The following is an 18,686-nucleotide window of genomic DNA, read 5'->3' on the forward strand; positions in this document are numbered from 1 at the left end:
GTACTTGCAGCTTGTAGCTCGTAGCTTGCAACTCTTAACCGGAGATCAAGTATGGCATTAGCCAAGCGCATCATCCCTTGCCTGGACGTGGACAACGGCCGGGTTGTCAAAGGTGTGAAGTTCGAGAACATCCGCGACGCCGGTGACCCCGTGGAAATCGCCCGTCGCTACGACGAGCAGGGTGCCGACGAAATTACCTTTCTCGACATCACCGCCAGCGTTGACGGCCGCGATACCACGCTGCACACGGTAGAACGCATGGCCAGCCAGGTGTTCATACCGCTGACTGTGGGCGGCGGCGTGCGTACTGTGCAGGACATTCGCAATTTGCTGAATGCCGGTGCAGACAAGGTGTCCATCAACACCGCAGCGGTGTTCAATCCGGAATTCGTCGGCGAAGCGGCGCAGCATTTCGGCTCGCAATGCATCGTAGTCGCCATTGATGCGAAGAAGGTTTCCGGCCCAGGCGAAACCCCGCGCTGGGAAATCTTCACGCACGGCGGGCGCAAACCCACCGGCCTCGACGCTGTCGAATGGGCGAAGAAGATGGAAGCCTTGGGCGCTGGCGAAATCCTTCTGACCAGCATGGATCAGGACGGCATGAAAAACGGCTTTGACCTGGGCGTCACCCGTGCCATCAGTGATGCGCTGGGCATTCCGGTGATTGCTTCCGGGGGCGTCGGCAATTTGCAGCATTTGGCCGACGGCATCATCGAAGGTCACGCCAGCGCGGTACTGGCGGCGAGTATTTTCCATTTCGGCGAATACACCGTGCAGGAAGCCAAGGCCTACATGGCCCATCGCGGCATCGTGATGCGCTAAACATTCCGTACAGGCCAGTGGACATCATGGCGGGCTCAAGGCACTCTTGGGTACGCCATGGATCTCGGTAGCCAGACATGCTCAAACGCCTTCTTCTCGCCCTCACCAGTACTGCGTTGTTGCTCACCAGTGGAGTACGCGCTGCAGAAAATCCACTCACCGACCTGGTGTTGCTGACCGAAAACTTCCCGCCTTACAACATGGCGAAAAACGGCAAGAACTTTGCTCAGGACGAGAATATCAACGGAATTGCCGTGGATATCGTTCGTGAAATGTTCAAGCGCGCCGACATGACCTACAGCCTGACACTGCGTTTCCCCTGGGAGCGAATCTACAAGCTGGCTCTGGAGAAACCGGGTTATGGCGTGTTCGTAATGGCGCGCTTGCCCGACCGCGAGAAGTTGTTCAAATGGGTCGGCCCGATCGGTCCGGACGACTGGATCATGCTGGCCAAGGAAGACAGCAAGATTCGCCTGGAAACGCTGGATGATGCGCGCAAGTTCAAGGTCGGCGCGTACAAGGGTGACGCGATTGCCGAGACGCTGACCAAGCAGGGGCTCAAACCTATCGTAGTACTGCGCGATCAGGACAATGCGAAAAAACTCATCAACGGCCAGATAGACTTGTGGGCCACCGGTGATCCCGCCGGGCGCTACCTTGCGCGTCAGGAGGGGGTGGTCGGGCTCAAGACCGTGCTGCGATTTAACAGCGCCGAACTCTACCTGGCGCTGAACAAGGAAGTGCCCGACGCGACTGTCGCCAAGCTGCAGGCCGCCCTGGACCAGTTGCGCAAAGAAGGCGTGGTCGATCAGATCATGGCGCGGTATCTATAAGTTCTGTGAACCCATTCATTCGGCATCAGCGTTAATAGGCGCTGCGGGTGTTATCAGGTCGAAACGCGTCGCTGAGGGCTGCAGGTCCGATTCGTTGCTGGCATAGCTGCAAACTTTTAACGGTTTATCTGTCATGAACGAGCCAACTTCCGTGACTTGTTTATAGCGTTTGTCCTGAAAATCACCGCAGGTTTCGGCAATCGGAGCAGTGTAAAAGTAGTGCGATTTGAAATCGGGGTAAGCGTCGGTCCACAGAATGAAAGTCATGTTTTTGTGTTGCGCAAATGACGGCTGCGGTGCTGGGGCTGCCAAATGAACCGCATGAGTAAAGGCATTTTTCAGCAGCGCGTTTGTGAGTTTATGATTTTTTGAGCGTACGCCAATTATGCACAAGACGTGCATGCCCGTTTCAGGCCCTACGTTATCGTCGATACGCGCGTCTGGATCGCTGATGACGGCGGCGCCATAGTGCTCGGGCTTTTCACAACTGGCGGCGTCACGCACGGCTTTGTATCGGTAATACGGAGTGTCAATCGTGAACTTGAAATTCCAACTTGGAAGTTCCTGAACCTGGCCGTTCCACGTAGGCCGGATCCTTGTGTTTGCGAACAAAGTCTCCAGGCGAACGGTCAGGTTAATCTGTTGCAGGTCACAGGTTTCAGACTTGTTATTGAATTTGCCATCCGTAAAGCAGTTTGAAAGAAAAGCAGGCGCGAAGCCGTAGTTGTTCTCGGACACGATGGCCGTAATTTCGTTGCTTATTCGATCAAGCATTGGGCTGCCGGAACTCCCTTCCTGCAGATCCTTGCATTGATTTACCAGACCTCCGGGAAATGCCGGGGAAATACCCGAGAGCGTTCTCGTTACTTCCTGGGTGCAAGCAGTCAGTCGAAGGCTTCGCGCGCCGGGTGCACCTATATTGAGTACATCGTGCGATGCCTGGGGAGGTTCAGGTGAAAGTTTGAGAGGCTTGATGTGGTTCTTCAGCAAAGCGGACAGTGGTTCTTCAAGTTCGAGTATTGCGAGGTCCGTACCGGACATACTGCTCCATATGGCTGTTCGAACCGGGTATTTCTTATGATCGTCTTTATTATCAAAATAGTTGAAAGTTACACTCGCGTTGAACGGGGCATTCAACGTAGACGTGCCCAGTTCTGCTGATACGCAGTGGCCGGCCGTGATCACATAGGCAGGTGATACGCTGGTCCATTGGCCGTCTCGCGTATCCAGCAAGGTGGCAGTGCAGGTATGTTCGGGAGTATCCAGCAGGCCAACACCGCTCCAGTGTGAATATTTGTTTGCGATGTTATTCAGTGGTTTTGATGGCGAGCTATTCCTGAGCCCTTCCCCTAAATCTTTTGGAGCTGCCTGGGCGCCCGTAAAGATGTTGCAGAGTAAAAAGCCAGCTAATGTACAGTGTTTTAAATTCATGACCGCTCCTTGGTGATATGCCATTCGGCAAACAGGCGTTCATGGAGTATTGATATTTGACCGGGCAAATGGCGGTATATATATAGGGCTTCACGGGCATGCGTATTTCTTTCCAACTGGACGCGTTTCCTATCGCCCTGATCCGGATTCAGTTCACATTCGAGTTGGCGTAACGACCATTCTTGCCATGCGCGGCCATGGCGCGATTGCCGCGCACGCTGACCATCATTTTGATGTCGATCCAGTCGATTCCCTGCGCCTTCAGCTTTGGCAGTTCACGTTCAAGAACGGCCAATGTTTGCGGATACGGGTGCCCGATCATCACCGCTGAACCTTGCCGCCGCGCCAGGCTGATCGCGGTCTGCAATTGCGTGAGAATCGCCTCTTCGGTGCGTTCATCATCCAGAAACACATCCCTCGACACGCTCGCCAAGCCAATTTTCTGCGCCTCTGCGGCGGCGACGGTCTGCGCACTGGTGCGGCTGTCGACAAAAATTTTCTGTCGACGCTGCAAGTCAGCCATCAGCCACGCCATGGCGGCGGGCTGTGCGGTCATGCGACTGCCCATATGATTGTTGATGCCCGCGGTGTAAGGCACCACGTTAAGCGCCGCGTTCAAGCGTTTCTCAAGTTCGTCGATGGGCAAATGCGGGTGCCACGCAAACGGTCCGGTGGCCGGGTCCATCGGCATGTGCAGGATGACGATTTTGCCGGCGCGATGGGCCTCGCGGGCGATTTCCGTGGCGTGAGGGGTGTCCGGCATGATCGCTGCCGTTACCGGGCCGGGCAGCGCAAGCACCCGACGATCCCGGGGCAAATTCTGCCCCAGGTCATCAATGATCACGCTGATATAAGCTTTCTGAGGCTCGGGCGCTGCATGCGCAACACTCGTCAGGCAAAACAACAGACCGAGGACCAACTGCAAGCGCATCTTAGCGGCCGGATGTGATGCTCAGCCCTTTGAGCAGGCTAAGGGCCTGGGCCAATTGGTAATCGTCGTCCTGCGGCATGGCCTTGGCTTTGCCACCGGAACCACTTGGTTTGTCGGCACCGCCGTTGCCATTGCCCAGGTGACCTTGCAGATCGGCTTCCTTGAAGTAGTCGCCGTCCTGCTCGGTGGTGATCCTGGCCTTGCGCACCTCGATGTCCGGGACGATGCCCTGCGCCTGGATCGAACGCCCGTTCGGCGTGTAATACAGCGCCGTAGTGATCTTCAGTGCGCGTTCGTTGTTCAGCGGCAGCACGGTTTGTACCGAACCTTTGCCGAAACTGGTCGTGCCCATGACCACTGCGCGTTTCTGGTCTTGCAAGGCGCCGGCGACGATTTCCGAAGCCGAGGCGCTGCCGCCATTGATAAGCGCGACCATCGGCACCGCTTCGCTTTCGTCCTTGCCGGTGGCGGAGAAGCGCAGCTCGGAGTTGGCGATTCGGCCCTTGGTGTAAACGATCAGGCCTTTGGTGATGAAGTGGTCAACCACTTCCACCGCTGCTTGCAGCACGCCGCCCGGGTTGTTGCGCAGGTCGAGAATGATGCCGTTGAGTTTCTTGCCGTTGTCCTTGCGCAGTTTTGCCAAGGCTTTGGAAACTTCGTCGCCAGTCTTGACCTGGAATTGGGTGATACGGATGTAGCCGTAGCCCGATTCCAGCAACTGTGCCTTGACACTTTTCACCTGGATGATCGCACGGGCCAGGGTCACGTCGAACGGGTTGCCGCCGTCACGAACCAGCGTCAGGGTGATTTTCTCGCCGATTTTGCCGCGCATTTTGTCTACGGCTTCAGTCATGCTCTGGCCGCGGGTTGGCTGGCCGTTGATCTTGACGATGAAGTCACCGGCCTGGATGCCAGCCTTGGAAGCGGGGGTGTCATCGATAGGCGACACCACTTTGATGAAGCCGTCTTCGGCGCCGACTTCGATACCGAGGCCGCCAAATTCACCGCTGGTGCTTTCCTGCAACTCGGCGAAATCTTCCGGGCCCAGGTAAGCGGAGTGCGGATCAAGGTTGCTGAGCATGCCTTTGATCGCATTCTCCAGCAGTGTCTTGTCGTCGACAGGTTCCACATACGCCGCCTTGATCCGATCCATGACCTCGGCAAAAGTGCGCAACTCTTCCAGCGGCAAAGGCGCTTTGGTGGTTGCAGCGGTGCCCGCAGGCGCTACCGCTGGCGCCGGTTGGGCAGCGAACGCCAGAGGCGCGCCGATCACCAGGGCGATCGTCAGGGCCAGCGAGGTAAGGCGGGACAAATGCAGCATGTCGAACGAACTCCTGAATTAGGTAACGTGCTTATCCTTGCGCACGACACCATTGCGCCGGATCACTGGGGTGACCCTGCTGACGAATAGCGAAATACAGCGCTGGCGTGTCCTGGCCGCCACTGCTACCCACAGTGGAGATGGACTCGCCGGCTTTAACCACATCACCTGCAGACTTGAGCAGCGTCTGGTTGTGACCGTAAAGACTCAAAAAACCATTGCCGTGGTCGAGAATCACCAGTAACCCGGCACCGCGCAACCAGTCGGCAAACACCACACGACCGCCGTGCACCGCGTGAACCTGGCTACCTGCGGAGGCGCTGATCATCACGCCGTCCCATTTGGTGCGGGTATCGTCGCCACGGGATTCACCGAAACGTGCAAGCAATCGACCATCAACCGGCCACGGAAGTTTGCCCCGGCTCGAAGCAAATGGGCCACCGAAGGTTTCGCCAGAGCTGGAAACCAAAGTGCCAGGAGTCGACTTGACGGGTTTGCGTGGGGCATCAGTGGCGCCAGCATCTGCTGCGGCCTGAGCCTCACGTAAACGCTTTTTTTCGGCTTCCTGCTGGGCGATCAACGCTTTTTGCCGCGCCTCTTCTGCCTCACGAGCCTGACGGGCCAAGGTTTCTTCGATGGTTTTGAGGACTTTAGACAGGTCCGCCTGGTCTTGCTCGCGAGCGGCGAGCTTCTGATCGCGAGCCTTTACATCGACATTGAGTTTGGCCAGCACTTGCTGGCGTTCCTTGCGAACTTTGTCGAGTTCGTCGCGCTGGCTGTCGAGGCTGCTTTTCTGCACCAGCAGTTGCGCCTGTTGAAGGGCGATGTCTTTTTCGACATTGGCCAGCTGGCGCAGGGTTTCGTTGAAGTTCTTCAGCTGCTCCAGACGGGCCTGGCTCAGGTAGTCGTAATAGGTGAGAGTGCGGGCGAATTTTTCCGGGTTTTGCTGGTTGAGCAGCAACTTCAGATACTCCTGCCGACCGTTCTGATAGGCCGCCCGTGCCTGAATCGCGATCAGTCGCTGCTGTTCAATGCGCGCGCTCTGGAGTTTTTTTTTCTCGGTATCGAGTCGGTTCAGCTCGGATTCGCTTTTTTTCAGCTCTTTCTGCAGGGCTTCGACCTGCTTTTCGAGCTTGCCCATCTCGGTTTCAGTACCCTTGAGCTCCTTTTGCACGCCGGATTTTTCTTCCTGCAGCTTGCCCAGCAGTTTTTTCAGCTCGGCAATGTCCTGACGCGTGGCGTCCAACTGTTGTTGGGTTTGCGCGCGCTCGTCGGCGAAGGCCGGTTGGAGCAGGCAGGTCAGGGCAAAGGCAATCAGGACGCGGAGCATAGAGCGGGCGACACCAGGGAAAGGGACGGCCTAGTATGCCCGCCAAGCGCTGCAAAAAAAACGCCCAATTGGGGCTGTGTGATAACTGGAGCAGAGTTGCATTCGAAAACGCCCTGAAACCATTGTGGGAGTGAGCCTGCTCGCGATGGCATCAGTCTATTTGACAAGGATGTTGAATGTCAGATTGCTATCGCGAGCAGGCTCACTCCCACAGGGTTTTGCGGTGCTTTAAGAGCTGGTTACACCAGTATCGAAGTCCCGGTCATTTCCGCCGGTTTCTCCAGCCCCAGCAGCATCAGCATGGTCGGCGCCACATCTGCCAGCACTCCGCCGTCACGCACTTTGAGGTCACGCTTGCCGACATAAATGAACGGCACCGGCTCGGTGGTGTGCGCGGTGTGGGCCTGACCGGTGGACTCGTCGGACATCTGCTCGACGTTGCCGTGGTCGGCAGTGATCAACGCTTCGCCGCCAACCTTTTCCAGCGCATCGACAATGCGGCCTACGCACAGGTCCAGGCATTCCACCGCTTTGACGGCAGCGTCGAACACACCGCTGTGACCGACCATATCGCCGTTGGCGTAATTGACCACGATCACGTCATAGCGCTGGTTTTCAATGGCATCGACGATGCGATCCGTGACTTCCGGCGCGCTCATCTCCGGCTGCAAGTCATAGGTGGCGACTTTTGGCGAAGGGATCAGGATCCGCTCTTCGCCGGGGAACGGTTCTTCGCGGCCGCCGGAGAAGAAAAAGGTCACGTGCGCGTATTTTTCGGTTTCGGCGATGCGCAGTTGCGTCTTGCCCTTTTGCGCCAGGTAATCGCCGAGTACGTTGTCCAGGCTGCCGGCAGCGAAGGCCGACGGCGCGGGAATGCTGGCGGCGTATTGAGTCAACATGACGAAGCCGGCCAGTTTCGGCTGACGCGCGCGCGCGAATTCCTTGAAATCGGTTTCCACGAACACGCGGGTTAGCTCGCGAGCGCGGTCGGCGCGGAAATTCATGAACACCACCGCGTCGCCGTCTTCGACCTTGACCGGTTCACCAATGGAGGTGGCTTTGACGAACTCGTCGCTCTCGCCCCGGGCGTAGGCGGCTTCAAGGCCGTCCTGCGCAGTGGCGGCATTGAATTGGCCATTACCGTCGACGATCAGGTTGTAAGCCTGGGACACGCGGTCCCAGCGGTTATCGCGGTCCATGGCGAAATAGCGGCCGATGATGCTGGCGATGCGGCCTTTGCCTAGCGCCTCGAAGGTTGCGTCTAGCAATTCGATGGATGATTGCGCGCTTTTCGGCGGCGTATCGCGGCCATCGAGGAAGGCATGCAGATAGATTTTTTCGGCGCCGCGCTTGTAGGCCAGTTCGGCCATGGCGACCAGGTGATCCTGGTGGCTGTGAACGCCGCCGTCGGACAACAGGCCCATGAAGTGCACCGCTTTGCCGGCGGCAACGGCCTTATCGACCGCAGCGACAATGGTCGGGTTTTCAAAAAATTCGCCGTCGCGGATCGATTTGGTTACCCGCGTAAAGTCCTGATACACAACACGGCCCGCACCGAGGTTCATATGGCCCACCTCGGAATTGCCCATCTGACCGTCCGGCAGTCCAACGTCCATGCCGCTGCCCGAGATCAGGCCGTTCGGCACAGTGGCGCACAGGCGGTCCAGCACGGGCTTCTTCGCGGCAAAGACAGCGTTGGATTCCGGACTTTCACTGTGACCGAAGCCGTCGAGAATAATCAGGACCAAAGGTTTAGGCGTGGTAGTCATGGATTCCACTCGTGGCTGAATTAAGAGGGCGATGGAAAAAGTGAGTCGCAGTTTAAAGCTAAGTTCCGGCGCCGTCACCGCCGGACGGGGTTTGGCCCACCATAGTGGCTGTGTATACTGGCCGACATTTTAACGCCCTGGAACCTCCTTCGATGGTTGCTCACCTGATTGAATTTGCCACTAACCACTATTTGCTCGTCGGTATCTTCGTCGTGCTGCTGGCGCTGCTGATCGCTTACCAGATGCAGGGCGGCGGTCGTAGCCTGAGCACCGGTGAACTGACCGGGCTGGTCAACAAGGACGCCGGCGTAGTGATCGACATTCGTCCAGTCAAGGATTTCGCCGCCGGTCACATTGTTGGTGCGTTGAACATTCCGCACGACAAACTGACTGCTCGCGTTGGCGAACTGGAAAAGCACAAGTCCAAAACCATTATTTTGGTCGACGCCATGGGCCAGACCGCTGGTACCCACGCTCGCGAACTGATGAAGTCCGGCTTCACCGCCGCCAAGCTGTCCGGCGGAATTTCCAGCTGGAAAGGCGACAACCTGCCCTTGGTGAAGTGACATGAGCAACGTCGTCGTGTACTCCAGCGATTACTGCCCCTACTGCTCGCGGGCCAAGTACCTGCTTGAGAACAAAGGCGTGGCCTTCGAAGAGATCAAGGTCGATGGCAAGCCGCAGGTGCGCGCCGCCATGGCCCAGAAAGCAGGACGCACGTCCGTGCCGCAGATCTGGATCGGTGAGCGCCACATCGGCGGCTGTGATGATTTGTTTGCCCTTGAGCGCGCCGGCAAGCTCGACGCATTGCTCAAGGCCTGAACGCCTTCCCTATAAGACCCCTAGATCAGAAAGGATCTGAGATGACTGACCAACAGAACACTGCAGCCAGCGAAGAAGAAACCGCACCGCAATTTTCCTTGCAGCGCATCTACGTTCGTGACTTGTCCTTCGAAGCCCCGAAAAGCCCGGCGATCTTTCGCCAGCAATGGGAACCGAGCGTCGGTCTGGATCTGAATACCCGTCAAAAGGCTCTGGAAGGCGACTTCCATGAAGTCGTGCTGACTTTGTCGGTTACCGTGAAAAACGGGGAAAACGGCGAAGTAGCCTTCATTGCTGAAGTGCAACAAGCCGGGATCTTCCTGATCAAGAACCTGGACGACGCTTCGATGAGCCACACTCTCGGTGCGTTCTGCCCGAACATCCTGTTCCCGTATGCTCGCGAGACCCTGGACAGCCTGGTCACGCGCGGTTCGTTCCCGGCCCTCATGCTGGCCCCGGTGAACTTCGACGCGCTGTACGCGCAAGAGCTGCAACGCATGCAGGCTGAAGGCGAGACGCCGACTGTTCAGTAAGCGGTCGATGCAGTCATGAAAAAAGCGCCTCGAAGGCGCTTTTTTCATGGCACTGCATCAGCCCTGTAGCAGCTGCCGAAGGCTGCGTTCGGCCGCGAAGCGGTCGTTCCATGAAATCGCGCGACCCTTCGGGTCGAACGCAGCCTGCGGCAGCTGCTACAAGGACTATGGCTACTTGAAACCGAGTTGGCGCCAGCCTTCGTAGACGGCGACCGCCACGGTGTTCGACAGGTTCAGGCTGCGGCAGCCTTCGCGCATCGGCAGGCGCAAACGTTGCTCGCCGGGCAGGGCGTCGAGCACTTCGGCGGGCAGGCCGCGGCTTTCCGGGCCGAACAGGAACGCGTCGCCTTCGGCGAAGCTGGCATCATGAAACGGCCGCGAGCCCTTGGTGGTAAAAGCGAACAGCCGTGGATGACCGAGGCTGTCCAGGCAACTGGCAAGGTCTGCGTGACGTTGCAGGGTGGCATACTCGTGGTAGTCGAGGCCGGCCCGGCGCAGGCGCTTGTCGTCCATCTCGAAGCCCAGCGGCTCGATCAAATGCAGGTGGCAGCCACTGTTGGCGCACAGCCTGATAACGTTGCCGGTATTCGGCGGGATTTCTGGTTGGAAAAGGATGACGTGAAACATGCACGGCTCCGAAGGTAAAGATGACGGGCATTCTACGCCGCCTGCGGTTGATCGATCGAAACTATTGCCACGGGTAATGGGTTCTTTAGTGATCGTCGGCGTAATGGTGGGGCTGATGATCGGTCGCCTGACCACGCCCGACCCCACTGAACTGCAGCAAGTCGAAGTGACCAACGATGGCTTGGTGGTCTGGTTCAACAATGAACCCAAGTCCCATGGCGAGTTTGTCGATGGCAGCCTGGCGCTGCTATTCGAGGCCACCGGCAAGGCGCAGAACGGCCAGCTCAAGCTCAACGAGAAGAACGTGAACTGGCGAGTACGTTTGAGTGATGGGGGATTATTGCTGTCGGTGGTGGCGGCCCGGCCGCTGCAGGGCGAGTGGTCCGGTAGTGGGGTCGATGACCGTTGGCGGTTGGAGATCCATCTCCGGGAGCAATAAAAGAGGGAATCCCCGGCCTGCCTGTACCAAGGTTCCCGAAAGGGTCGGGCTCGCGCATTGCGTCGTGAGCCCGGTGTAAAGAAGGAACCCCTGACCTGCCTGTATCAAGGGCCCCAAAACGGCAGGACTCGTCGCTGGGTGCGGTGTGAGTCCGATGTAAAGAGGGGAATCCCCGGCCTGCCTTTACCAAGGTCCCCGAAACCGGGTAGTGAATCGAATCACTGAATGGACTATTGCAGGCGGCGTGCCAGGTTTTAACATTTTGAAACAGGGCAGCGCTGCATAACGGCGAAAGCCCCGTAATACGGGGCTTTCGTGTTTTTTCGTGGCTTCGATAGTGGATGCAAGCAGGTTGTTGGATCAGTTGGCGTGCGCGATTGCGGTTCACGGTGCATTCAGTCGGTGCACGGTGCTTCCAAAAGCTTCGCGAGCAAGCCCGCTCCCACAGGGTTTAACGGTGTTCGCACAATCGTGGAAGCATCCAGGTCTACTGTGGGAGCGGGCTTGCCCGCGAATGGATTTACGCAGCACCGAAGATTTAGAGGCTGATTAACCCTCTTCCGATTCATCCTCATCCGCGCCATCAACCTTCATCCCCAATTCCTTGATCTTGCGCGTCAGGGTATTACGCCCCCAACCCAACAAAACCGCGGCATCACGACGGCGCCCGGCGGTGTGTTTCAGCGCCGTCTCGATCATGATCCGCTCGAACGTCGGCACCGCGCTGTCGAGCAGGCTCGACTGGCCACGCGCCAGTGCCTGATCTGCCCACTGACGCAACGCCTGCTCCCAGTTGGTCACGGGGGCCGAGTCTTGCGGAAGGTTCAGCAGTTCCGGCGGCAGGTCGCTGATGTGCACTTCGCGGCCCGAAGCCATTACCGTAATCCAGCGGCAGGTGTTCTCCAGCTGACGCACGTTGCCGCCCCACGGCAGGTTTTTCAGATATTCCTCGGTCTCGCTTTTCAACAATTTCGGCTCAACGGCCAATTCTTGCGCTGCGCGGCTGAGGAAATGCCTGGCCAGGGTCGGAATGTCTTCACGACGGTCCGACAACCGTGGAATATGAATACGGATAACGTTGAGACGATGGAACAAATCCTCACGGAATTTGCCGGCCTGCACCAGCGTTTCCAGATTCTGGTGCGTCGCGGCAATGATGCGCACATCGACCTTGACCGGCACATGACCGCCGACGCGGTAGAACTCGCCGTCGGCCAGTACGCGTAGCAAGCGCGTCTGCGTATCCGCCGGCATGTCGCCGATTTCATCAAGAAACAGGGTGCCGCCGTCAGCCTGCTCGAAACGACCGCGACGCAGGTTGGCCGCGCCGGTGAACGCGCCTTTCTCGTGGCCGAACAGCTCGGATTCCATCAAGTCTTTTGGAATCGCCGCCATGTTCAGCGCGATAAACGGTGAAGCTGCGCGCGGGCTGTGACGGTGCAGGGCGTGGGCGACCAGTTCTTTGCCGGTACCGGATTCGCCGTTGATCAGCACAGTGATGTTGGAATGACTCAAGCGGCCGATGGCGCGAAACACTTCCTGCATCGCCGGCGCTTCGCCGATGATTTCCGGTGTACGGGTCAAGGCGACCGGTACTTCCAGGCCTTGTTGTTCCTGGGCGTGCTGATTGGCCCGTTTGACCAGAGATACGGCTTCATCGACGTCAAAGGGTTTGGGCAGGTACTCAAATGCGCCTCCCTGATAGGACGCGACAGCGCTGTCCAGGTCCGAGTGCGCAGTCATGATGATCACCGGCAGCCGTGGGTGTTGCTCGCGAATCCGCGCTAAAAGGTCAAGACCACTGGCGCCAGGCATGCGAATGTCGGAAATGATCACATCCGGCTGTTGGCGCGCCAGGCGGCTCATCACACCATCGGCGCTGTCGAAGCTTTGCGTGGTCATGCCTTCCTGTTGCAAGGCTTTTTCCAGAACCCAACGGATTGATCGGTCGTCATCGACGATCCATACGGTTTCACTACGGCTCATGTCGATGTGGCTCCTTGTTCCAGTGGCAGAAAGATCGAGAACGTGGTGTGGCCTGGGTGGCTGTCACACTCGATCAGGCCCTGGTGCTGGCTGATGATGTTCTGGGTAATGGCCAGGCCTAGCCCGGTACCGTCCGGGCGACCGCTGACCATTGGGAAAAAAATGGTTTCCTGCAGTTCGGCAGGGATGCCGGGACCGTTGTCGATGATCTCGATCTTGGTCACCAGGCGATGGCGTACGTGGCCGATGGTGAACTGGCGCATGGCTCGGGTACGCAACGTGATGCGGCCCAGGCGCAATTCGTTCTGGCTGCTGATGGCCTGCATGGCGTTGCGCACGATGTTCAATACCGCCTGAATCATTTGCTCACGATCAATCAAGACATCAGGGATGCTTGGGTCGTAGTCGCGCGCCAGCGTGATGCACCCTTGGCTCTCGGCCTCGACCAGGTGCGAAACCCGTTCCAGTACCTCGTGGATGTTGCACATGGCCAGCGACGGCAATTTGTTCGAGCCAAGCATGCGGTCGACCAGATTCCTCAGGCGATCGGCTTCCTCGATAATCACGTTGGTGTAATCGCGCAGGCTTTCCTCTGGCAGCTCGCGTGCCAGCAGTTGCGCCGCGCCGCGAATACCGCCCAGCGGGTTTTTGATCTCGTGCGCCAACCCGCGGACCAGCATTTTGCTGGTTTCCTGCTTTGACAGCTGTGCTTCTTCCTTGGTGATACGTAACAGTCGATCGCGCGGATGCACTTCCAGCAGCAGCATGGTGGCGCCGTTGGCAAGGATCGGCGTAACCGCATAATCGACCGTCAATGTCTGGCCGGTCAGGGCAGTAAGCATCGCTTCGCGCTTGGTAAAAGGATGCGCATGTTCGACGGCCTGACGCAGTGAATTGAGTGCCTCGGGAGATTCGGTGAACAGTTCGCTGATGAATTGACCATGACTTCGCTGGCCGCTTATGGCCAAAAGCATTTCCGCCGCCGGGTTCATATATTCCAGACGCAGCTCGGCATCGAGCAGGATGGTGGCGGTGGTCAGATTGTCGAGCAGCAATCGATGCAGTGCGTCGCTTATGGTCATCAGGACCTCTTTTGGAGCAGGGGCATGCGCGGGAGTAACGCGCCGATGCAGGGAATCTGCAAAAATTAAACCAAGGCTCCGAAAAGAAGCGCTTAACCCCTGAAATAATCGTTTGACGCTCGTTTGCGTGGCGTTATGCCAGCTGCTGCGGGTACTTTCGAACCAAAATGGGTTGTATTGAGGTTACGTCGCAGCCCGTCGCACCAACATAGTGCGAAAATGCAGATGGCGCTAAAAGAAACGCAGAAAGGGATTTTTTTCTTCTACGGGTTTGTCCTTGAGCGGACATTCCGGCCTTTGGCCATAATCGGCGAGTGCGCAGGGTTTGATCTGGCGTTTCTGCGCGAGGGAAATGCGCTGCATGTGGAAGGGTTGATTGGCGGTGCGCTCGACGGTGCGTCCCTGTTCGTCAATGATCTCGACGGACAGGTTATGTGTACCGCGATCGACATCGGTCAGTGCGAAAACCGGGCTGGGGCCGGGCTCTCCGGTGGCCTGGCCGTCCAACAGCAAACGATAGCGATGGCCGCGTTGCAGGCCGGGCTCACTGGTAGCGGTGACGATCAGTTCACCGGCAGTACTGCGGACAGTGGCGTCGGGTTCGGGAATCAACAACCGCAGCATGTTGTAGTGGAGCGCGGGCTTGGGCGAGGAGTTTTTTTCTGCAGCTGGCGGCGCCGCGCCGGTCGGGTTGGCGGACATGCGATTGCTCGGCGCCAGCGGTACACGTTTGGCATTGCCCGTCCCGGGCTGGTCGGTGAAAACCCGATTACCCTGGGCGTCGATATAGGTGAACACCTCCGCCGAAACCGGCAGGGCACTCAGGTAAGTGATCAGGAGCCACCACCTCACGGTGTATGCACCCGTTGAACGGTGAAGGTGACGGATGGACTTTGTTGAACAATCTCTTCGCCGCTGATGACTTGCACCGCCAGGCTGTGAGTGCCGCGATCTATGTTGACCAGTTGCAGGATCGGCACGTTGCTCGGCTGGCCGTATGGCTGGTCGTCCAGAAACAGCCGGAAAAGATGAGGGCCTTGCAGGCGCGGCTTGATCAGTACGTTTACGGTAAACGTACCGTTGTTGGCGCGCAGGGCTTCGGTGGTTGGCAGGTTGGTCAGCTCCAGCACCTCGTAGGCGCTTTGCGGTTGCTCGCGGCTATTGGCTTCGGTGGGCTGCGCAGTTGCGGTCGGCGTTGGTGATTCAACACTGTTGAGTGGCGGCAGCTCAACCGCTTCGGCCTTGACGCCGTCGGGTGGCTGATTGCTGTAGGCGGTGTTGCCGGCGGCGTCGGTGTACTTGTAAATCTGCGCTGCCGCAGGCAGGGCGATCAACAGCAGGACAAATAGAAAACCACGACCCATAACATCGACCCGATCTCAAAGCGTTGGCTTGCAGCATAGGCCAAGGGTGGCGGTAGACCCAAGCGGTTAACATTTGCGCATGATTTCCACTCTCCCACAGGGGTTCTTCGTCAGGCCTGAATCCCGCGCATAAAAAAGGCCTCCCGAAGGAGGCCTCTTATTGTCACGCTGCGTGCCGCAGCGCTACCGGATCAGCAGCTGTAGTACAGCTCATATTCCAGTGGGTGCACGAAGGTGCGGACCTTGATTTCCTCTTCGCTTTTCAGCGCGATGTAAGCATCGATGAAGTCATCGGAGAACACGCCGCCTTTGGTCAGGAACGCACGACCCTTGTCCAGCTCTTCCAGGGCTTCTTTCAGGCTGCCGCAAACTTGTGGGATCTCTTTCGCCTCTTCAGGCGGCAGGTCGTACAGGTTTTTGTCAGCCGCATCGCCAGGGTGGATCTTGTTCTGGATGCCGTCCAGGCCAGCCATCATCAACGCCGCGAAAGCCAGGTAAGGGTTGGCCGCCGGGTCTGGGAAGCGCGCTTCGATACGGCGGCCTTTAGGGCTGTTCACGTAAGGAATGCGGATCGAGGCGGAGCGGTTGCGTGCCGAGTAGGCCAGCATGACCGGTGCTTCAAAACCTGGGACCAGACGCTTGTAGGAGTTGGTTGACGGGTTGGTGAAGCCGTTCAGGGCTTTACCGTGCTTGATGATACCGCCGATGAAGTACAGGGCAGTGTCGGACAGGCCGGCATAGCCTTCGCCGGCGAAGGTGTTCTTGCCGTCTTTGGAAATCGAAACGTGAACGTGCATGCCCGAGCCGTTATCGCCGTACAGCGGCTTAGGCATGAAGGTCGCGGTGCGGCCATAGGCGTCTGCAACGTTGTGCACGCAGTATTTCAAGGTCTGAACTTCGTCAGCCTTGGCCACCAGGGTGTTGAACTTCACACCGATTTCGTTCTGGCCGGCAGTCGCCACTTCGTGGTGGTGAACTTCGACGGTCTGGCCCATTTCTTCCAGCGCGTTGCACATGGAGGTGCGAATTTCATGGTCGAAGTCGAACGGTGGGACCGGGAAGTAGCCGCCTTTCACGCCTGGACGGTGGCCTTTGTTGCCGCCTTCCACGTCCTGGTCGGACATCCACGAGCCTTGCTCGGAGAAAATTTTGAACATGGAGCCGGAGATGTCGGATTTGAACTTTACCGAGTCGAAAATGAAGAACTCGGGTTCAGGACCGAAGAAAGCGGTGTCGCCGATGCCGGTGGACTTGAGGTATTCCTCGGCGCGGTGGGCGATGGCGCGTGGGTCGCGGTCATAGCCTTGCATGGTCGAAGGCTCGATGATGTCGCACACCAGAATCAGGGTCGGTTCTTCAGTGAACGGATCGAGTACGGCAGTGCTGTCGTCGGGCAGCAGGATCATGTCGGACGCTTCGATGCCTTTCCAGCCAGCGATGGAGGAGCCGTCGAACATCTTGCCAACTTCGAAGAAGTCGTCTTCCAGCGCGTCGCGAGCCGGCATGGTCACGTGGTGCTGAGTGCCTTTGGTGTCTGTGAAGCGCAGATCAATCCACTTGACGTCATGATCTTTGATGAGTTGAACCGACTTCGACATAGTGTCCTCCGGGTGGCTTCGGGCCTGGTAGTGGAATAGCCCTTGGAATGTGGGTGATGCCGGCGCGAATACTCTGCCAAGGCAACCTGCCTCACAAGGGAGCAAATTGCATGCCAGTGCCCCAGCATGGGTTTTCTGCACCGATATCACGCTTATAAAGGCCTGAATGGCATTTCTTTAGATTTTATCGCCCCGTAATGTAGCGCTTTAAACTGTAAATGACCTGTTTTGGTGCGCGCAAACCTTCTGCACATTAACTGGTTAAACCTTGAGCAATTTCCGCTATAATCCGCGCCCCCCTTTTTCGGCTGGCCCAGCGCGCGCTGTTTTCATGAAACTAATCGTAAAAGTCTTCCCCGAGATCACCATCAAGAGCCGCCCGGTACGGATGCGTTTCATCCGCCAGTTGGCCAAAAACATCCGCACCGTGCTCCGTGACCTGGACCCGGCCGTGGTGGTGAACGGTGTGTGGGACAATCTCGAGCTGGAGACCCGCGTAGCTGAGCCCAAAGTACTGAAGGAGATGACCGAGCGCCTGAGTTGCATGCCGGGTATCGCGCATTTCCTGCAGGTCGACGAATACCCGCTGGGTGACTTCGACGACATCGTGGCCAAGTGCAAATTGCACTTCGGTGACGCCCTGGCCGGGAAGATTTTTTCGGTGCGCTGCAAGCGTGCCGGCAAGCACGAATTCACTTCGATGGACGTCGAAAAATACGTCGGCAGCCAGCTGCGTCGCCAGTGCGGTGCTGCCGGAATTTCGCTGAAAGAGCCGCAAATCGAGGTTCGGATCGAAATTCGCGACAAACGGTTGTTCGTGATTCACAACCAGCACGACAGCATCGGTGGTTATCCGCTGGGTGCGCTGGAACAGACGCTTGTGCTGATGTCGGGCGGGTTCGATTCCACCGTTGCCGCCTACCAGATCATGCGCCGTGGCCTGATGAGCCATTTCTGCTTCTTCAATCTGGGCGGACGGGCCCATGAACTGGGCGTTATGGAAGTCGCGCACTTCATCTGGAAGAAGTACGGCAGCTCCCAACGCGTGTTATTTGTCAGTGTGCCGTTCGAGGAAGTTCTGGGAGAAATTCTCGGGAAAGTCGATAACAGTCATATGGGTGTAGTTTTGAAGCGTATGATGTTGCGCGCTGCTTCCCGTATTGCCGATCGGCTGGACATCGAAGCGCTGGTCACCGGCGAAGCGATTTCCCAGGTGTCGAGCCAGACATTGCCGAACCTGTCCGTGATCGACTGCGTGACCGACAAGCTGGTCTTGCGTCCGCTGATCGCCAGTCACAAGCAGGACATCATCGACCTGGCCAACGAAATCGGCACTGCCGATTTCGCCAAGCACATGCCGGAGTATTGTGGGGTCATCTCGGTGAACCCCAAGACCCACGCCAAGCGTCCGCGCGTGGAGCATGAAGAGAAAGAATTCGACATGGCAGTCCTTGAGCGTGCGCTCGAGAACGCCAAACTGGTGCCGATCGATCGCGTGATCGACGAATTGGGCCAGGACTTGCAGATCGAAGAAGTCAGCGAAGCACTGGCGGGCCAGATCATCATCGACATCCGTCATCAGGATGCCGCTGAAGACGAGCCGCTGGAACTCGCTGGCATTGAGGTACAAGCGATGCCGTTTTATGCATTGAACGCTCGTTTCAAGGAACTGGACCCTACTCGCCAGTACCTGCTGTATTGCGACAAAGGCGTGATGAGTCGCCTGCATGCCCACCATTTGCTCAGTGAGGGGCATGCCAATGTGCGCGTTTATCGACCGAGCTAAGAGCCCGGGGCT

The 18,686-nt window shown here is 57.8% G+C and carries 18 protein-coding genes; 7 read left to right on the forward strand and 11 right to left on the reverse strand.

Annotated elements, in window-relative coordinates; genetic code table 11:
* Nucleotides 1-51: 51 nt before the first annotated feature.
* The gene (hisF, locus tag F8N12_RS05615) at nt 52-822 is read left to right on the forward strand and encodes an imidazole glycerol phosphate synthase subunit HisF (protein WP_150579559.1); all 771 of its coding nucleotides are present in this window, start codon (nt 52-54) and stop codon (nt 820-822) included.
* Between the two features lie 77 nt (nt 823-899).
* Nucleotides 900-1,655 (forward strand): substrate-binding periplasmic protein, encoded by a 756-nt coding sequence (locus F8N12_RS05620; protein WP_150579560.1) that lies wholly within the window; start codon nt 900-902, stop codon nt 1,653-1,655.
* Nucleotides 1,656-1,670: 15 nt separating this feature from the next.
* On the opposite strand, the gene F8N12_RS05625 is transcribed toward F8N12_RS05620, so the two are convergent.
* The 5 genes from F8N12_RS05625 to gpmI form a co-directional block, all read right to left on the reverse strand.
* Nucleotides 1,671-3,086, reverse strand: a complete 1,416-nt coding sequence (locus tag F8N12_RS05625) for a trypsin-like serine peptidase (RefSeq protein ID WP_191623117.1) — start codon at nt 3,084-3,086, stop codon at nt 1,671-1,673.
* Between the two features lie 148 nt (nt 3,087-3,234).
* On the reverse strand, nt 3,235-4,017 hold the full coding sequence (locus F8N12_RS05630) for a divergent polysaccharide deacetylase family protein (RefSeq protein WP_150579562.1): 783 nt from the start codon (nt 4,015-4,017) through the stop codon (nt 3,235-3,237).
* Nucleotide 4,018: 1 nt separating this feature from the next.
* Nucleotides 4,019-5,338 (reverse strand): S41 family peptidase, encoded by a 1,320-nt coding sequence (locus tag F8N12_RS05635; protein WP_150579563.1) that lies wholly within the window; start codon nt 5,336-5,338, stop codon nt 4,019-4,021.
* Nucleotides 5,339-5,369: 31 nt separating this feature from the next.
* Nucleotides 5,370-6,668 carry a murein hydrolase activator EnvC family protein gene (locus F8N12_RS05640; protein WP_150579564.1) on the reverse strand — a complete coding sequence of 433 codons (1,299 nt, stop codon included), beginning with the start codon at nt 6,666-6,668 and terminating at the stop codon, nt 5,370-5,372.
* A 239-nt stretch (nt 6,669-6,907) separates the two neighbouring features.
* A complete protein-coding gene (gpmI, locus tag F8N12_RS05645) occupies nt 6,908-8,437 on the reverse strand; it encodes a 2,3-bisphosphoglycerate-independent phosphoglycerate mutase (RefSeq protein WP_150579565.1) in 1,530 nt (509 codons plus the stop codon).
* A gap of 152 nt (nt 8,438-8,589) precedes the next feature.
* Here gpmI and F8N12_RS05650 point away from each other — a divergent pair, with 152 nt between their 5' ends.
* Genes F8N12_RS05650 through secB form a run of 3 tightly spaced genes read left to right on the forward strand, consistent with a single transcriptional unit; the run spans nt 8,590 to nt 9,792 of the window.
* Nucleotides 8,590-9,003, forward strand: coding sequence for a rhodanese-like domain-containing protein (locus F8N12_RS05650; RefSeq protein ID WP_150579566.1), 414 nt, complete (start codon nt 8,590-8,592; stop codon nt 9,001-9,003).
* 1 nt (nt 9,004) lies between these two features.
* Nucleotides 9,005-9,259 (forward strand): glutaredoxin 3, encoded by a 255-nt coding sequence (grxC, locus tag F8N12_RS05655; protein WP_045061998.1) that lies wholly within the window; start codon nt 9,005-9,007, stop codon nt 9,257-9,259.
* 41 nt (nt 9,260-9,300) lie between these two features.
* A complete protein-coding gene (gene secB, locus F8N12_RS05660; protein ID WP_150579567.1) occupies nt 9,301-9,792 on the forward strand; it encodes a protein-export chaperone SecB in 492 nt (163 codons plus the stop codon).
* A 171-nt stretch (nt 9,793-9,963) separates the two neighbouring features.
* On the opposite strand, the gene F8N12_RS05665 is transcribed toward secB, so the two are convergent.
* Nucleotides 9,964-10,419, reverse strand: a complete 456-nt coding sequence (locus F8N12_RS05665; RefSeq protein WP_150579568.1) for a tRNA (cytidine(34)-2'-O)-methyltransferase — start codon at nt 10,417-10,419, stop codon at nt 9,964-9,966.
* Here F8N12_RS05665 and F8N12_RS05670 point away from each other — a divergent pair.
* A complete protein-coding gene (locus F8N12_RS05670; RefSeq protein WP_150579569.1) occupies nt 10,418-10,858 on the forward strand; it encodes a hypothetical protein in 441 nt (146 codons plus the stop codon). The genes F8N12_RS05665 and F8N12_RS05670 overlap by 2 nt on opposite strands.
* 549 nt (nt 10,859-11,407) lie before the next feature.
* Here the strand turns inward: F8N12_RS05670 and ntrC are convergent.
* The 5 genes from ntrC to glnA form a co-directional block, all read right to left on the reverse strand.
* Nucleotides 11,408-12,844, reverse strand: coding sequence for a nitrogen regulation protein NR(I) (gene ntrC, locus F8N12_RS05675; protein WP_150579570.1), 1,437 nt, complete (start codon nt 12,842-12,844; stop codon nt 11,408-11,410).
* A complete protein-coding gene (gene glnL / locus F8N12_RS05680; RefSeq protein ID WP_150579571.1) occupies nt 12,841-13,926 on the reverse strand; it encodes a nitrogen regulation protein NR(II) in 1,086 nt (361 codons plus the stop codon). The genes ntrC and glnL overlap by 4 nt, the downstream gene beginning before the upstream one ends.
* 231 nt (nt 13,927-14,157) lie before the next feature.
* Nucleotides 14,158-14,778 carry a DUF4124 domain-containing protein gene (locus tag F8N12_RS05685; protein ID WP_150579572.1) on the reverse strand — a complete coding sequence of 207 codons (621 nt, stop codon included), beginning with the start codon at nt 14,776-14,778 and terminating at the stop codon, nt 14,158-14,160.
* Complete coding sequence (locus F8N12_RS05690) at nt 14,775-15,290, reverse strand: DUF4124 domain-containing protein (RefSeq protein ID WP_150579573.1); 516 nt, start codon at nt 15,288-15,290, stop codon at nt 14,775-14,777. The genes F8N12_RS05685 and F8N12_RS05690 overlap by 4 nt, the downstream gene beginning before the upstream one ends.
* A 191-nt stretch (nt 15,291-15,481) precedes the next feature.
* Nucleotides 15,482-16,888, reverse strand: a complete 1,407-nt coding sequence (gene glnA, locus F8N12_RS05695) for a type I glutamate--ammonia ligase (protein WP_150579574.1) — start codon at nt 16,886-16,888, stop codon at nt 15,482-15,484.
* A gap of 331 nt (nt 16,889-17,219) precedes the next feature.
* On the opposite strand from glnA, the gene thiI reads away from it, so the two are divergent.
* Nucleotides 17,220-18,674 carry a tRNA uracil 4-sulfurtransferase ThiI gene (thiI, locus tag F8N12_RS05705; RefSeq protein WP_150579575.1) on the forward strand — a complete coding sequence of 485 codons (1,455 nt, stop codon included), beginning with the start codon at nt 17,220-17,222 and terminating at the stop codon, nt 18,672-18,674.
* The last annotated feature ends 12 nt before the right edge of the window (nt 18,675-18,686 follow it).

This window comes from Pseudomonas fluorescens, assembly GCF_902497625.1.
GTDB lineage: Bacteria > Pseudomonadota > Gammaproteobacteria > Pseudomonadales > Pseudomonadaceae > Aquipseudomonas > Aquipseudomonas fluorescens_BQ.

Excerpts from the sequence above, each read along its gene's own strand:
- hisF (WP_150579559.1), top strand. The coding sequence starts at position 52 with ATGGCATTAGCCAAGCGCATCATCCCTTGCCTGGACGTGGACAACGGC.
- F8N12_RS05620 (WP_150579560.1), top strand. The coding sequence starts at position 900 with ATGCTCAAACGCCTTCTTCTCGCCCTCACCAGTACTGCGTTGTTGCTC.
- F8N12_RS05625 (WP_191623117.1), bottom strand. The coding sequence starts at position 3,086 with ATGAATTTAAAACACTGTACATTAGCTGGCTTTTTACTCTGCAACATC.
- F8N12_RS05630 (WP_150579562.1), bottom strand. The coding sequence starts at position 4,017 with ATGCGCTTGCAGTTGGTCCTCGGTCTGTTGTTTTGCCTGACGAGTGTT.
- F8N12_RS05635 (WP_150579563.1), bottom strand. The coding sequence starts at position 5,338 with ATGCTGCATTTGTCCCGCCTTACCTCGCTGGCCCTGACGATCGCCCTG.
- F8N12_RS05640 (WP_150579564.1), bottom strand. The coding sequence starts at position 6,668 with ATGCTCCGCGTCCTGATTGCCTTTGCCCTGACCTGCCTGCTCCAACCG.
- gpmI (WP_150579565.1), bottom strand. The coding sequence starts at position 8,437 with ATGACTACCACGCCTAAACCTTTGGTCCTGATTATTCTCGACGGCTTC.
- F8N12_RS05650 (WP_150579566.1), top strand. The coding sequence starts at position 8,590 with ATGGTTGCTCACCTGATTGAATTTGCCACTAACCACTATTTGCTCGTC.
- grxC (WP_045061998.1), top strand. The coding sequence starts at position 9,005 with ATGAGCAACGTCGTCGTGTACTCCAGCGATTACTGCCCCTACTGCTCG.
- secB (WP_150579567.1), top strand. The coding sequence starts at position 9,301 with ATGACTGACCAACAGAACACTGCAGCCAGCGAAGAAGAAACCGCACCG.
- F8N12_RS05670 (WP_150579569.1), top strand. The coding sequence starts at position 10,418 with ATGCACGGCTCCGAAGGTAAAGATGACGGGCATTCTACGCCGCCTGCG.
- F8N12_RS05665 (WP_150579568.1), bottom strand. The coding sequence starts at position 10,419 with ATGTTTCACGTCATCCTTTTCCAACCAGAAATCCCGCCGAATACCGGC.
- ntrC (WP_150579570.1), bottom strand. The coding sequence starts at position 12,844 with ATGAGCCGTAGTGAAACCGTATGGATCGTCGATGACGACCGATCAATC.
- glnL (WP_150579571.1), bottom strand. The coding sequence starts at position 13,926 with ATGACCATAAGCGACGCACTGCATCGATTGCTGCTCGACAATCTGACC.
- F8N12_RS05690 (WP_150579573.1), bottom strand. The coding sequence starts at position 15,290 with ATGGGTCGTGGTTTTCTATTTGTCCTGCTGTTGATCGCCCTGCCTGCG.
- glnA (WP_150579574.1), bottom strand. The coding sequence starts at position 16,888 with ATGTCGAAGTCGGTTCAACTCATCAAAGATCATGACGTCAAGTGGATT.
- thiI (WP_150579575.1), top strand. The coding sequence starts at position 17,220 with ATGAAACTAATCGTAAAAGTCTTCCCCGAGATCACCATCAAGAGCCGC.